This window comes from Bradyrhizobium sp. JR4.3 (genome assembly GCF_040547695.1).
Taxonomy (GTDB): Bacteria; Pseudomonadota; Alphaproteobacteria; order Rhizobiales; family Xanthobacteraceae; genus Bradyrhizobium; species Bradyrhizobium canariense.
On record NZ_JBEPQF010000002.1, the window covers coordinates 25,589 to 39,766 of the forward strand.

Below are 14,178 nucleotides of genomic sequence, written 5' to 3' on the forward strand. Positions count from 1 at the left end.
TCTACGGGGCCGGCACCGATGTGTTGATCGGAAGGTAGTCGTTCCCAAGGGATATTCCAAGAGGTTTTTTGCAGCCCAATCCGGCTTTTATGGGGGCATTTTCCGGGCCGAAACCGCCCGGGGAATGCCCGCCAGATCGGCCTTGGGCGGCCTGTCCACGACTAACGCGGCAGCAATCATCAAGGTTTCAATATTTCGGGCCTGGCCCTGTCCGGCCTCGACGATCAGTGCCCCGCCGGGGGCGAGACGTTCGCTCGCCTGCGGGATCAGGGCGCGATAGGCGTCGTAACCGTCATTGCCGCCGTCGAGCGCCAGATGCGGATCGTGCTCGCGCACCTCAATGCTCAGTTTCGGAATTTCCGCCGACGGGATGTAGGGCGGGTTCGACACGACCAGGTCGAACGGGCCGCGGAGCGCCGCTGCGTAGGAGCAGGCGACGAAGCTGGCGCGGTCGCCGAGGCCCAGAGCCGCGGCGTTGTCTCTTGCGGTCTTGAGCGCGGTCTGACTGAGATCGGTGCCGACGCCGAAGGCGCCGGGAATTTCGTGCAGCAGCGCGAGCAGGATGGCGCCGGATCCGGTGCCGATATCGGCGATGCGTATCTGATGGGAGGCTTGCCGCTCGCGAAAGATTTCGAGTGCCAGCTCGACGACGGTCTCGGTGTCCGGCCGCGGCACCAGGGTAGCCTCGGACAGCTGGAACGGCAGGCCCCAGAATTCCCGAGCGCCGAGAATGCGGGCGACCGGCTCATGCGCGAGCCGGCGTTGCGCATACGCTTCCAGCCGCGCAGCCTCTTCAGGTGTGAGTTGCCGGGCCGCCTGAGTGACCATGCCGGTCAGATCAAGCCTCAGAGCAGCCCCGACGAGCAGGCGCGCATCAAGGGCGGGCTGCTCGATGCCGGCCGATTGCAGCCGTGCCGCAAGCGCGCGCCGCGCACTCTCGATGCTATGTCCGGGATCGAAATCTGTCGCCAATGGAACCATCCTGCCTGGCATCGTGGATAGATCGGCTGGCTTGCTTGCGTCAACGGAAAGGAGCGCGTCAGATCCCGCCTCGCAATGAAGGAAGGTCCATGACGCCCTACGACGATCAGAACGTCTTCGCAAAGATCCTGCGCGGCGAGGTCCCCTGCTTCGAGGTTTTCCGGGACGACCACAGCCTCGCCTTCCTCGATATCATGCCGCGTTCGCCCGGGCACACGCTGGTCGTTCCCCGGGCGCCGGCCCGCGGCATCCTCGACATCGCGGATGACGACCTCGCCGCGGTCGCCCGAACCGCCAAGCGAATCGCGATTGCCGCGATGAAGGCGTTCGACGCCGAGGGCATCATCCTTCAGCAGTTCAGCGAGCCAGCCAGCGGCCAGGTGGTCTTTCACCTGCACATGCACGTCATGCCGGTCAGGGCCGGAATCGCGCTGCTGCCGGCGCAGACGCGCAAGGAGGACATGACGGTGCTCGCCGCTCACGCCAGGCGAATGATCGCCGCACTCTAGACGCCAAGATAGCGCTGGAGCAGCTCCGGCTGGGCCTTGAGCTCCCGCGCCGGCCCCTCGTGCACGATGTGTCCGTTGTTGATGATGTAGATCCGCGTCGCCAGCGCCAGCGTCGCCGCCAAATTCTGCTCGACCAGCACGATGGTCTGGCCGGCGGCCGCGAGCTCGCGGCAGGCCTTGACGAGATCGTGGACGATGACGGGTGCGAGCCCCTCGAACGGCTCGTCCAGCAGCACGATCTTGGGATCGCGCACCAGCGCCCGCGCGATAGCGAGCATCTGCTGTTCGCCGCCGGACAGCTCGGTGCCGCGGTTGCTGCGCCGCTCCTTTAGCCGCGGAAACATCTCGTAAATGCGGTCGAGCGGCCAGCGTTTCGGCGCAGTGATGCCGGCGAGCAGGATATTCTCTTCCACCGACAGGCTGCCGAAGATGCGGCGTTCCTCGTGCACGAGCTGCATGCCGGCCTGTGCGATTTTGTGGCTCCTGCGGCCGGCGATATCGATACCGTCAAACCTCACGCTGCCGCTACGCGGCGTCACGACGCCCATCAGGCTCTTCAGCGTCGTGCTCTTGCCGGCGCCGTTGCGGCCGAGCAGCGCCACCACCTCATGACGCTCGACGCGCATGGCGACGTCGAACAGGATGTGGGAGTCCCCGTAATAGCTGTTCAGGCCGTTGACCTCGATCAGGCTCATGCGGCGATCTCTCCGTGAACTCCGCCGAGATAGGCTTCCTGCACGGCAGCGTTGGCCTTGATTTCCTCCGGCGTGCCGTCGAGCAGCACCTTGCCTTCCTGGAGCACCGTCACGCGCTCGACCAGCTCGAACAGCGAATCCATGTCGTGGTCGATGATGATCATGGTGCGCCCGCGCGCGATCGATTTGAGCAGCTTGACAGTCTCGACGCGCTCGCGTGGGCTCATGCCCGCAAGCGGTTCGTCGAGCAGCAGCAGGCGCGGCGAGGTGGCGAGCGCGAGCCCGATTTCCAGTCTGCGCTTCTCGCCATAGGCGAGCTCGGATACCGGCGTGTCGGCCCGGCGGCTCAAATTGACGAGGGCAAGCGTGTGCTCCACCTGCTCCGTCAAGCCTTTGACGCTGGAGAGCTTGCGGAACAGGTCGAGCCGGAATTTTCCACGCAGCTCGGCCAGCGCGGCGATCGTCAGGTTCTGCCGCACCGTCAACCCGGTGAAGAGCTGGTTGACCTGGTAGCTCTTGGTGAGGCCGAGCTGGCAGACCTCGGTGATCTTTAATCCCGTGATGTCGCGCCCCTCGAACACGATCTGGCCGGAGCTCGGCGCGATCTCGCAGGTCAGCATTTTGAAGAAGGTCGATTTGCCGGCGCCGTTGGGGCCGATAATCCCGCGCAGCTCGCCCTGATTGACGCTGAAATCGATGTCGCTGTTGGCGACGAGGCCGCCATAGCGTTTGGTCAGGCCGGTGGCCTTCAGGATCGGCCCGGAATAGGCGGGATGCTCGACTTCCTTGGCCTGCATCGGAGCCGGTGGGGGTTGCAGCGCGGCCGCGGCGTCAGCGGCCTCTTGCTCCATCTCCGCGTCCGTCTGCTTTCGCTTTCCCGAGACGAGGCGGTAGAGATCGGCAAGACCGCCGATGATGCCGCCGCGCAGGAAGCAGACCAGCAGCACGAACACGACGCCGAGCACCAGCTTCCAGGCCGCGCCGAGGCTCAGCGCCGACTGGAGGAAGTCCTGAAGGAAGAGCCAAACGGTTGCGCCGACCAGCGGTCCGAACAACGTTCCCCTGCCGCCGATGGCCGTCTGCATCACGAGCTGGCCCGAGGTGTCGAAGGTGAAGGCGTCGGGCGGCATGAAAGCCTGGAGCACGCCGAGCAGGCCGCCGGCGAAGCCCGCATAAGCGGCTGCGATCACGAAGGCGGTCAGCTTGTAGCCATGGATGTTGTGGCCGACGGCCGTGGCGCGCAGCGGATTGTCGCGGATCGCACTCAGAATCGCGCCGACCGGCGAGCGCACGATCCTGAGGGCGATGACGACGCCGACGAAGTAGCACAGTGCGATGAACTGATAGAGCGACCAGCCATCGGTGAAGTGGATGGTGGTCAAGCCGAGATCGAAGCTCGGCGTCGGCACGCCGGGCAGGCCGTTTTCGCCGCCGGTGAAATCGGAAAGCGGATTGAACTCGACGAAGAAGAACACTTCCGCGATCGCCACGGTGATCATCGCGAAGTAGATGCCGGTGCGGCGCAACGCGATCAGGCCGATCAGATAGCCGGTCGCGGCGGCCGCGATCATGCCGATGACCAGCGCACCCAGCACGTTGCCGAAGCCCGCGCGCGTCAGCAGGTAGGCGGCGACGAAGCCGCCGGTGCCGTAGAAGGCGGACTGGCCGAACGAGAGCAGGCCGGTGAAACCGAACAGGATGTCGAAGCCGAGCCCGAACAGGCCCCAGACCAGGATCCTGTTCACGGTGTTCGGCGCGAAGCCGAGATGAGGCAGCACGAAGGGGGCTGCGATCAGGCCGATCGCAGTCAGGGCTTCGATCAGAAACGGGCGTTGCTTGAGCATCAGGTGATCGCTTACTCGCGGCCCTGGACGCCGAGCAGGCCATGCGGTCGTACCACGAGTACGAGCGTCATCGCCGCAAACAGCATCACATAGGCGTAGCCGGGGTTGAACATGGAGGTGACGCTGATGATCTCGCCGGCGATCAGGCCGCCGAGAATCGCGCCGGGGAACGAGCCGACGCCGCCGATCACGACCACCACGAAGGTCTGGACCAGGATGTCGTCACCGATGCCCGGTGTCAGCGACACCACCGGCGCGTTGACGATGCCGGCAAAGCCGGCGGCCATCGCGCCGATGCCGAACACCACCATGAAGACGCGGTAGACGTTGATGCCGAGCGAATCGACCATCACCGAATCCTCGATGCCGGCGCGCACAATCATGCCCAGCCGGGTCCGGTAGAGGACGATGAACAGTGCGCCGAGCGCGACCGCGACGATGCCGACGACGGCCAGGCGGTAGGTCGGATAGAACATGAAGCCGAGATTGGTGATGCCCTGGAATAGCGCCGGTGGCGGCACCAGCTGCGACTGGCTCGAGAAGATCAGGCGCACGAGCTCGACGAAACAGATGCCGAGCCCGAAGGTCACGAGCAGCTGATCCTCGTGCGGACGATGATAGAAATGGCGGATGATGACGCGTTCCATGAGAACGCCGAGCAGCATCACGAACAGCGAGCCCGCGATCACCGCAAGGATGAACGATTCCGTGTACTGATAAGCGACGAAGCCGGCATAGCCGCCGATCATGAACATCGCGCCGTGCGCGAGGTTGAGCACGCCGAGCGTGCCGTAAATGATGGTCAGGCCGGAGCTGATCAGCGCGAGCAGGGCGCCGAGCGCGAGCCCGTTGAAAAGCTGTGAAACGAGGTTGGGCCAACTTATCATGCGACAATCGCTATTGTGGCGCGCGAGGGTGCGCGTCCAAAAAGGGTGACGCCGCAGGACCGGAGTGCAGTCCGCGGCGTCACAGGAATTAGCGAGGTCTCAGCTGTAGTCGCCGAGATGGCAGCCGAAGGCGTCGGGCTTCTGCATCAGGCCCTCACCCGGGACAATCTCGACGACATCGTACCAGTCTTCCTTGTTCTTCATGTCCTTTTGCTGCTTGCCCTTGACGATGATCACCGGGCGAACGCACTGATGGTCCTCGGGACGGTAATGCACGTCGCCGACGAGAGAGGGGATCGTCTCGCCTTTCTCGTAGGCCTTGATCACGTCGGGCGGACTGAAGCTGCCGGCCTGCTCGCACATGTGCGCCCAATGCGCGAAGCTGACATAGGCGTTCTCCGCGCCCCATTCGGGCTTGTAGCCGTACTTCTTCTCGAAGGCTTCGTTGAACATCTTGGCCAGCGGGAATTTGTCTTCGATGGTCCACCAATAGTCGGTGGCGGCGTAGACGCCCTGCATCAGGCCGCCGGTCTCGCGCGCAATGAAAGGCACCTGGTAGGGGACGACCAGCTTCATCTTGTCGAGCACGCCGAACTGCTTGGCTTGCTGGGTCGACAGCACGGCGTCGTGGCCCCAGTTGACGTTGATGAGCACGTCGGCGCCGGAATTCGCGACGTTCAGCAGGTACGAGGAGTAGTCGGGGGCGCCGAGCGGGGCGACCTGGTTGGTCACGGTGGTCCAGCTGGCCGTCGCGAGGAAGTCCTGCATCGACTTGGTAACGGTGTGGCCGTAGGTGTAGTCGGGCGTCAGATACGCCGCCTTCTTGCCCTTGCCGAACTCACGTACCATCACCGGGCCGATCGCTGCAGCCGCAGTCTGGCCGTAGAAGTTCTGGCGAAAGCCGTAGCGGACGCAATCCTTGCCAGTGGTGTCGTTCGAGCCGGAAATGCCGCATACGAAAATCACATGTTCGCGCTGGGCGAGCTTGTTCAGCGCCACCGCAACGGCGCTCGACGTGCCGCCGGTGATCATGATCGCCTTGTTCTCGCTGATGAAGCGCTGCTGCGCCTGCACCGCCTCGTTCGGCTTGGCCGCGGAATCGGCGACGCCGAACTTGAGCTCCCTGCCGAGTACGCCCTTGCTGGTCTTGGGCGAGATCTTCTTGATCAGCTTATGGCCTTCATTGATGTGCTCGATCGCGAGCTGGTAGCCCTTGAGCTCGTCTTCACCCTGCACAGCATAGGTGCCGGTGCGCGGCACCGAGATGCCGATGAAGGCGGTGGAGCCCGAAACCCCCGCGGGGTAGGAGCCGATCGCCGGCTTGTCCTCGGCAAACGCCGGCATTCCCGGCAGTACCGCGCCGCCGATGAGGCCCGCGGTGGTCTGAAGCAGGCCACGGCGCGAGAGGCCGCGGCGGACGAGATTGTCAGTCATGATCGTTTCCTCCGAACATCGTTGTTGTTTGCAGGCAAAGCACGACCTGTCCGGCGGCGGACGGCCTCGAGGGCCTGCCCGCGCCGGGCACGTCACATCCGCGTGTAGCTCCTGGGCGCAAGCATTGCTTGTGAACGCCTTCTGTCAATTTCGTCTTTGGTCGAACGTCGAAAATTATCTCGTGAAAACATATCGTATCACGATATATATTAGCCTTTGTGAGTACGAGGCTGGCGGGTTCGGCGAGAAAAATGGCGCGGCAGACGACAGTGGCGGGTACCCGGAAGCGACGGTCATGGCCGCAAGGTGCGGGGTGGCAGGAGGCGGCGTGGCCGGTGGAAGAGGCGAACGGGCAGCGGGCGACACCGCAATCCGGCGATGCGTCGCGCATGCCGGATCCGCGTAATTGGACGGCCGGCCGGCGCGGGCCCGCCGTCGGTCCCGTTCAGGCGAAGCGCGCACCCGGTCCGATGCAGAAGCTGAGCGTGCGCGCCCAGAACGTCCTCAAGGAGCTCGCGGTCGAGCTCACTGCCGAGCAGCCGCCGAAGGGGAATTGGTCGCCCTCGCGCGAGTTGCTGCTTGCGCTGACGGCCGAACGCCTCGCGACCGCGCGCAATTGTGGTCCTCACACGATGAGGGAAATCATCGACTGGGCGCAGGGCTGTGGCGTGACGATCAAGCCGGTGATCCCGCCCGGAGGCTCGCTGTCGCAGATGTGGGCGGAGTTGATTGGCAATGCATCCGCGGGTGCCTTGACCAGCGCCGAGATTGCCGGCGCGCTGCAGCGCTCGATCCGGCGGAAAAGCGTCCGCATCCCGATCGCGTTCCAGGTCATCCTGGTGAAGATCCTGCTGTCCAGCTTCGAATAGATCGACGGATAGCTGTGTATCCGGAGTTCCCGCTGGTTGGTCCCGGCGCTGCTGCTTGCTACTTTTGGCTGGGCTGCCCGCGTTGCCGAGTGGCAAGAACGGAGGGGCACGGCATGGTTCAGGCGAAGAAGGCGCAACGGTCGACGGCGGCGATACCTGCGCGGGCTTCACGCCGCGGCACGATGCGCGACTCCGACTATGCTGGGCTGGCGCAGTTCCGCTACCAGATCCGAAGCTTTCTGGCGTTCAGCGAGGCAGCCGCAGCACAGCAGGGATTGACGCCGACGCAACATCAGGCGCTGCTTGGGATCAAGGGCTTCGTGCGTCCGGGTCCCGCGAGCGTCGGTGATGTCGCGCGGTTTCTGCTGATCCGGCATCACTCCGCCGTGGAACTGATCAACCGCCTCGCGAAGCTTGGGCTGGTCAGCCGCATTGCCGACCCTGAAGACGCCAGACGCGTTCATCTCAAGCTGACGAAAAAGGGTGAGCAGAAGCTCCAGGCGCTCTCGCGCAAGAATCTCGAAGAGCTCCGCCGCGCCGCGAGCCCGGCATTGAGTCGGCTCCTGAAGTCGTTCCGCGCCTCCAGCGGGGCCTGACGCGACGTCAGATCCTCACGCCGCCGCGCCCTGCGCGGCGAGCTGTGCGGCCTGATGCTCGGTGGTCAGCGCGTCGGTCAGTTCGCCCAGCGCTTCGCCCGCCATCACCTGCGGCAGCTTGTAGAGCGTCAAATTGATGCGGTGATCGGTGACGCGTCCTTGCGGGAAATTATAGGTGCGGATGCGCTCGCTGCGGTCGCCGGAGCCGACCTTCTCCTTGCGCTCGGCCGAGCGCGCCGCGTCGAGGCGTTGCTGCTCGGCGTCGTAGATGCGCGAACGCAGGATGTTCATGGCAGAAGCGCGATTCTTGTGCTGCGAGCGGCTGTCCTGCATCATCACCACGATGCCGGTCGGGATGTGGGTGATGCGGATCGCCGATTCGGTCTTGTTGACGTGCTGGCCGCCGGCGCCCCCGGCGCGCATGGTCTCGATACGCAAATCATCGTTCCGGATCTCGACATCGACCTCCTCGACCTCGGGCATTACGGCGACCGTGGCGGCGGATGTGTGGATGCGCCCCTGCGTCTCGGTGTCCGGCACGCGCTGCACCCGGTGCACGCCGGACTCGAACTTCAGCTTCGAGAACGCGCCGCGGCCCTGCACCTCGGCGATGATTTCCTTGTAGCCGCCGACGCTGCCTTCGCTCGCCGAGATCACCTCGACCTTCCAGCCCTGCAGGGCCGCGAAGCGCTCGTACATCCGGAACAAATCTCCGGCGAACAGCGAAGCCTCGTCGCCGCCGGTGCCGGCGCGGATTTCCAGCACCACGTTGCGGTCGTCCATGGCGTCCTTCGGCAGCAGCGCGACGCGGATTTTCTGGACCAGATCCTCGATCTTCGGCGTCAGCTCGTCGCGCTCGGCTTCCGCCATGGCGCGCATCTCGGCATCGGTCGCGGGATCGGCGATCAGCGCCTCGGTGTCGGCGAGCTCCTTGACGGCCGAACGATAGGTTTTGACCGCTTCGATCAATGGCGTGAGCTCGGCGAGCTCACGCGTGATCTGTACGTAGCGTTCGGAGGCGAGCTGACCGAGCGATTCGGCTTCGAGCGAGGCGTGATGCGCAAGCAGGACGTCCAGTTTGGCTTCGGGGAGTGACGACATCGGTTAAGTCTCAAAATGCGGGAAAGGGCGAGGCGGCAGGAAGGGGCGACAAGGCCCGCTACAACGCCAGGCCTTCAGCCTCGGCAAATTCCGTCAGCTTCTGCCGGATCGAGACGCTGCCGGCGGGCGCGTCCAGCAACGGGCCGAGCATCGCTTCGGCCTTCTTGGCGTCGAGATCGATCACCATCGCCTTGACCGGGCCGAGCGCGGTAGCCGAGAGCGACAGCGAGCGATAGCCCATCGCGATCAGGGCCAGTGCGCCGATCGGCTTCGAGGCCATCTCGCCGCAGAGCGACAGCGATTTCTTCGCCTCTTGCGACTTGCGCGCAATGTCGCGAAGCGCGCGCAGGATGGGCGCCGACATGGTGTCGAAGCGCTCGGAGACCTTTGCGTTGCCGCGGTCGACCGCGAACAGGAACTGGAACAGATCGTTGGAGCCGACCGAGATGAAGTCGACCTTCTTCAGGAGCTCGTCGAGCTGATAGAGCAGCGCCGGCACCTCGACCATGGTGCCGATGTCGATTCTTTCAGGCAGCGTGTGGCCGTGCTGGCGCAGATAGGTCAGCTCACGTTCGACTAGCGCCTTCGCCGAATCGAATTCACCCACCTCGGAGATCATCGGGAACATGATCCGCAACGCGCGGCCGCCGCCGGCGCGCAGCAGGGCACGGATCTGGCCGCGCAACAGGCCGGGACGGTCGAGCCCGAGCCGGATCGCGCGCCATCCGAGCGCGGGATTCTCCTCGATCACCGCTTCCATATAAGGCAGCGCCTTGTCGCCGCCGATGTCGAGGGTGCGGAAGGTGACGGGCTTGGTGCCGGCGGCATCCAGCACGGTGCGATAGAGCGCGAGCTGGTCGCTGGTGCGCGGCAGGCTCTGGCCGACCATGAATTGCAGCTCGGTGCGGAACAGGCCGATGCCGGCGCTGCCGGTGTCTTCGATATGCGGCAGGTCGATCGCGAGACCCGCATTGATCATCAGCTCGACCTTCTGGCCGTCTTTGGTGACGCAGGGCAGGTCGCGCAGCGCCAGATACTGCGCCTGGCGGCGGGCGCGGAAGCGCACGCGCTCCGCGAAGGCCGCTTCGACCTCCTGCGATGGGCGCACATAGATCATGCCGGAGGTGCCGTCGACGATGACGGCGTCGCCGGGATCGGCGATACCGGGCGCGTTCGGGACTTCGCCGACCGCGGGAATGCCAAGCGCGCGCGCCACGATCGAGACGTGGGAATTGGCGGTGCCTTCTTCCAATATGATGCCGCGCAGGCGCTTGCGGTCGTAGTCGAGCAGCGCCGCCGGGCCCATCGCGCGCGCGATGACGATGGCATTGTCGGGCAATTGTTCGCGTGACGGCGCGTGATCCTGGCCGACCAGTTGCCGCATCAGGCGATAGCCGAGATCCTCGAGATCATGCAGCCGGTCGCGCAAATAGGGATCGGTCGAGCGCAGCATGCGCGCGCGGGTGTCGGATTGCACACGCTCGACGGCGGCTTCCGCCGTCAGGCCGGTGGCGACCGCCTCGTGCAGCTTGTGCGACCAGCCCTGGTCGTTGGCGAACATGCGGTAGGCTTCCAGCACCTCGCGATGCTCGCCGCCTTCCGCGACGTCGCCGCGCTCCAGCATGCGATCGAGATCGGCGCGCAGCTTGGCGAGCGCGGTGTCGAGCCGCTTGATCTCCTTCGGCAGGTCCTCGGCGATGTAGTCCTTGATGACGACGCGCGGCTCGTGCAGCACGACGTGGCCGAGCGCGATGCCTTCCGACAGGATGGCGCCGACCTTCTGCGCCGAATGGCGCGCGGCGGGCTCATGGCCCGGCTGGGCCAGCGCGGACAGCTCGCCTGAGGCGATCAGCTCCGCCAGCACCATCGCCGTGGTCTGAAGCGCCTCGAGCTCCTCCTCGACATAGTTGCGCTTGGCGCGGTTCTGCACCACCAGCACGCCGAGCGTGTTGCCGGCGCGCAGGATCGGCACGCCGAGGAAGGAGTGGTAGATTTCTTCGCCGGTCTCCGGGCGGAACGAGAAGGCCGGATGGCTCTGCGCGTCGTTCAAGTTGAGAGGGGTTGCCTCGCTGGCGACCAAGCCGACAAGGCCCTCATGGGCGCTGAGCACGGTGTGGTGCACCGCCTCGCGGTTGAGGCCTTCGGTGGCATAGAGCTCGAGCGTGTTGTCGACGCGCAGCACATAGACCGAGCACACCTCGGCCACCATGTTGGCCGCGATCAGTACCACGATCTTGTCGAGCCGCTCCTGGGCCGAGACCTGCTCCGCCATGGTTTCGCGGAGCCGTCTCAACAAGACGCGGGGACCTCCCGACGCGCTCCGCATGAACCGTCAATCTCCTTCGTCTGCCGGGGCCGAAAGGGCCCGCGGCGGCTCGCCCAGAAATCCAGAAAAACAACAAATTTGCTCGTCCGGCGCCGGCCCCGGCGGTTGCCTGGGCCGAATCAGCACCGCCTCAACTGGGGCACAGTTTCTGGCAGCCCACCCTGTTCGCCGTATAGCGAATTGGGGCTTGTTTTGCCAAGCAAAACGCCTGCCAAACGCGAAAGTGTGGAGACCTCAGCGTTTGCTGCGACCGCTAAGAGAAAATTAGCCTAAGCCTGATCGAGACCGTAGAGCGTGTGCAGCGTGCGCACCGCAAGCTCGGTATAGGCGGTGTCGATCAGAACCGAGAATTTGATCTCGGAGGTTGTAATGGCCCGGATGTTGATATTCCGTCCTGCGAGGGCCGAGAACGCCTGGGCGGCGACGCCGGCATGGCTGCGCATTCCGCTGCCGATCACCGAGATCTTGGCAACGTCGGTCGCGGTGTCGAGCCGGGCATAATTGATCTGGCTTTTGGCCGCGGTGATCGTCTCCTTGGCCCTGGTATAGTCGGCGGCCGGGACCGTGAAGGTGAGGTCGGTGGTCTTGCCGTCTTCGGAGACGTTCTGCACGATCATGTCGACGTTGATGTTGGCCTCCGCGAGCGGGCCGAAGATCGACGCCGCCACGCCGGGCTTGTCCTCGATCTGGCGTACCGAGATCTGGGCCTCGTCCTTCGAAAAGGCGATGCCGGTGACGACGTGGCTTTCCATGATCTCCTCCTCGCTGCAGATCAGCGTGCCGGGCGGCTGGTTGGCATGCGGGTCGATATCCTCGGGCTTGTCGAAGCTCGAGCGGACGAAAATCGGCATGTTGTGGACCATGCCGAGTTCCACCGAGCGGACCTGGAGCACCTTGGCGCCCTGGGAGGCCAGCTCCAGCATGTCTTCGAACGCGATCTTGTCGAGCCGGCGCGCCTTCGGCACGATTCGCGGATCGGTTGTGTAGACACCGTCGACGTCGGTGTAGATGTCGCAGCGGTCCGCCTTGACGGCGGCGGCGATCGCCACGGCCGAGGTGTCGGAGCCGCCGCGGCCAAGCGTGGTGATGCGGTTGGTCTCGGGGTTGATGCCCTGGAAGCCGGCGATCACGGCGACTTCCTTGCGCTCCCTGAAGCGCTTGATGATCTCGCCGCCGTCGATGCCCTCGATCCGGGCCGAAGCATGGGCGTCGCTGGTCGTGATCGGGATCTGCCAGCCCTGCCAGGAGCGGGCCTGGATACCCATGCCCTGAAGCACGATGGCCAGCAGGCCGGACGTCACCTGTTCGCCCGAGGCGACCACGGCGTCGTATTCGCGCGCATCGTGCATCGGCGAGGCCTCGGTGCACCAGGCCACCAACTCGTTGGTTTTACCGGACATCGCCGAGACGACCACGGCCACTTCATGGCCGGCGTCGACCTCACGCTTCACATGGCGTGCGACGTTGCGGATACGTTCGATGTTGGCGACGGATGTGCCGCCGAATTTCATCACGAGGCGGCTCATGACGACGCGTGCATTCCCTCATAAGGATAAGTATGGTGACCCGCGTTGGACGGGTGCCTGCGATACCGACCGCGCGTATACAGAGGGGCGGGGCCGGGGGCAAGCGGGTTCCTGCGCGGGCCAATCCGGGCAATGGGTTATTCGAGGTCATGGCGCGTTACATCGACGAGATCCTGCAACCGGGCGAGCGGGTGCTGTATTCGACCAATGCGCACTGGATCTTCTATTTTCCGGCGATCCTGGCCTGGATCGTGGCGCTGGTCCTGTTCGTCCTGTCCCGGCAAACCATCGTCGAGGGGCTCGTCCTGCTCTGTCTCGTCGCGGCCGGCCTGGTGGCTCTGGCGGCGCTGTACTGGACCGTGAAGGGCTGGTTCCATCGCTTTACCACCGAGACCGACGTGACCAATTTGCGGATCGTGCACAAGACCGGCTTCATCAAGCGCCGTACCTTCGAGATGGCGCTGGACAAGGTCGAGAGCGTCGATGTGAATCAGACCATTCTTGGACGTATTCTCAACTATGGCGACGTCACGATCAATGGCGTGGGGGAGGGGCGCGAAACCATCCGGACCATCGCCTCGCCGCTCGCCTTCCGCAGTTCGATCACCACGCGGTAGGACCGCGCGCAACCCATGAGCATGCAGCAAAATACTTCCGCAACAGCGACCACCCCGCCGGGCTCGACCGTCGACGCCGCCGAGATCGCGAAATTCTCAAAACTTTCGGCCGAGTGGTGGGACCCCAAGGGCAAGATGGCGCCGCTGCACCGGATCAACCCGCTGCGGCTCGGCTACATCCGCGATGCCGCCTGCCGCAAGTTCGAGCGCAATTTGCGCAGCCTCAACTGCCTCGGCGGTCTGCGCGTGCTCGATATCGGCTGCGGCGCCGGCCTGCTCTGCGAGCCGCTGTCGCGCCTGGGTGCGCAGGTCATCGGCGTCGATCCGTCGGTCAGCAACATCGCGGCCGCGAAGCTGCATGCCGACAAGGCGCATCTCGCGATCGACTATCGCTGCACCACGGTTGAGGAGATCGATCCGCGCGAGCGCTTTGACATCGTGCTGGCGATGGAGGTGGTCGAGCACGTCGTCGACGTCGGCGTTTTCCTGAAGCGCTGCGCCGCGATGCTGAAGCCGAACGGGTTGATGGTGGTCTCGACGCTGAACAGGAACTGGAAGAGTTTTGCGCTCGCCATCGTCGGCGCCGAATATGTGCTGCGATGGCTGCCGCGCGGCACCCACGAGTGGAACAAATTCGTCACCCCCGACGAACTGACGAAATACCTGCTCGACAACCGCCTGGTCATCACCGAGCAGACCGGCGTCGTCTACTCACCCTTCGCCGACAAATGGACCCTCTCGTCAGACATGGACGTGAACTACATGGTGGTGGCGGAAGGCATGGTGTGAGGCG

Annotated in this window: 13 protein-coding genes; 5 read left to right on the forward strand and 8 right to left on the reverse strand. The window is 64.7% G+C overall.

All coding sequences use genetic code 11. The features are described 5' to 3' along the window. Positions 1 to 87 precede the first annotated feature (87 nt). Positions 88 to 981 carry a peptide chain release factor N(5)-glutamine methyltransferase gene (prmC, locus tag ABIB91_RS03430; RefSeq protein ID WP_354159939.1) on the reverse strand — a complete coding sequence of 298 codons (894 nt, stop codon included), beginning with the start codon at positions 979 to 981 and terminating at the stop codon, positions 88 to 90. A gap of 89 nt (positions 982 to 1,070) precedes the next feature. Between prmC and ABIB91_RS03435 the strand changes: the two genes are divergently transcribed. Beyond that, positions 1,071 to 1,490, forward strand: coding sequence for an HIT family protein (locus ABIB91_RS03435; RefSeq protein ID WP_354159937.1), 420 nt, complete (start codon positions 1,071 to 1,073; stop codon positions 1,488 to 1,490). Here ABIB91_RS03435 and ABIB91_RS03440 read toward each other — a convergent pair. The 4 genes from ABIB91_RS03440 to ABIB91_RS03455 all read right to left on the reverse strand — a co-directional run bounded on the left by ABIB91_RS03440 (position 1,487) and on the right by ABIB91_RS03455 (position 6,350). After that, a complete protein-coding gene (locus tag ABIB91_RS03440; RefSeq protein WP_354159935.1) occupies positions 1,487 to 2,185 on the reverse strand; it encodes an ABC transporter ATP-binding protein in 699 nt (232 codons plus the stop codon). The two genes, ABIB91_RS03435 and ABIB91_RS03440, sit on opposite strands and share 4 nt — an antisense overlap. Further along, complete coding sequence (locus tag ABIB91_RS03445; protein WP_354159933.1) at positions 2,182 to 4,029, reverse strand: branched-chain amino acid ABC transporter ATP-binding protein/permease; 1,848 nt, start codon at positions 4,027 to 4,029, stop codon at positions 2,182 to 2,184. The genes ABIB91_RS03440 and ABIB91_RS03445 overlap by 4 nt, the downstream gene beginning before the upstream one ends. An 11-nt stretch (positions 4,030 to 4,040) precedes the next feature. Next, on the reverse strand, positions 4,041 to 4,916 hold the full coding sequence (locus ABIB91_RS03450) for a branched-chain amino acid ABC transporter permease (protein WP_007599169.1): 876 nt from the start codon (positions 4,914 to 4,916) through the stop codon (positions 4,041 to 4,043). Between the two features lie 99 nt (positions 4,917 to 5,015). Continuing rightward, positions 5,016 to 6,350, reverse strand: coding sequence for a substrate-binding protein (locus ABIB91_RS03455; RefSeq protein WP_354159931.1), 1,335 nt, complete (start codon positions 6,348 to 6,350; stop codon positions 5,016 to 5,018). Positions 6,351 to 6,601: 251 nt separating this feature from the next. On the opposite strand from ABIB91_RS03455, the gene ABIB91_RS03460 reads away from it, so the two are divergent. Together ABIB91_RS03460 and ABIB91_RS03465 are read left to right on the forward strand one after the other, a co-directional pair. Beyond that, positions 6,602 to 7,219: a hypothetical protein gene (locus ABIB91_RS03460; protein ID WP_354159929.1), complete on the forward strand. Its 618-nt coding sequence runs from the start codon at positions 6,602 to 6,604 to the stop codon at positions 7,217 to 7,219. Positions 7,220 to 7,332: 113 nt separating this feature from the next. Continuing rightward, positions 7,333 to 7,815, forward strand: coding sequence for a MarR family winged helix-turn-helix transcriptional regulator (locus tag ABIB91_RS03465; RefSeq protein WP_354159927.1), 483 nt, complete (start codon positions 7,333 to 7,335; stop codon positions 7,813 to 7,815). 15 nt (positions 7,816 to 7,830) lie between these two features. On the opposite strand, the gene prfA is transcribed toward ABIB91_RS03465, so the two are convergent. From prfA to ABIB91_RS03480, 3 genes are all read right to left on the reverse strand, one after another. Next, a complete protein-coding gene (gene prfA / locus ABIB91_RS03470) occupies positions 7,831 to 8,916 on the reverse strand; it encodes a peptide chain release factor 1 (protein WP_007599175.1) in 1,086 nt (361 codons plus the stop codon). A 58-nt stretch (positions 8,917 to 8,974) separates the two neighbouring features. Next, on the reverse strand, positions 8,975 to 11,242 hold the full coding sequence (gene ptsP, locus ABIB91_RS03475) for a phosphoenolpyruvate--protein phosphotransferase (protein ID WP_007599176.1): 2,268 nt from the start codon (positions 11,240 to 11,242) through the stop codon (positions 8,975 to 8,977). 269 nt (positions 11,243 to 11,511) lie between these two features. Beyond that, the gene (locus tag ABIB91_RS03480; RefSeq protein ID WP_354159924.1) at positions 11,512 to 12,768 is read right to left on the reverse strand and encodes an aspartate kinase; all 1,257 of its coding nucleotides are present in this window, start codon (positions 12,766 to 12,768) and stop codon (positions 11,512 to 11,514) included. 149 nt (positions 12,769 to 12,917) lie between these two features. Here ABIB91_RS03480 and ABIB91_RS03485 point away from each other — a divergent pair, with 149 nt between their 5' ends. Further along, entirely contained in the window at positions 12,918 to 13,385 is a 468-nt protein-coding gene (locus ABIB91_RS03485) for a PH domain-containing protein (RefSeq protein WP_354159922.1), read from the forward strand. 15 nt (positions 13,386 to 13,400) lie between these two features. Continuing rightward, positions 13,401 to 14,174 carry a bifunctional 2-polyprenyl-6-hydroxyphenol methylase/3-demethylubiquinol 3-O-methyltransferase UbiG gene (ubiG, locus tag ABIB91_RS03490; protein ID WP_354159920.1) on the forward strand — a complete coding sequence of 258 codons (774 nt, stop codon included), beginning with the start codon at positions 13,401 to 13,403 and terminating at the stop codon, positions 14,172 to 14,174. The last annotated feature ends 4 nt before the right edge of the window (positions 14,175 to 14,178 follow it).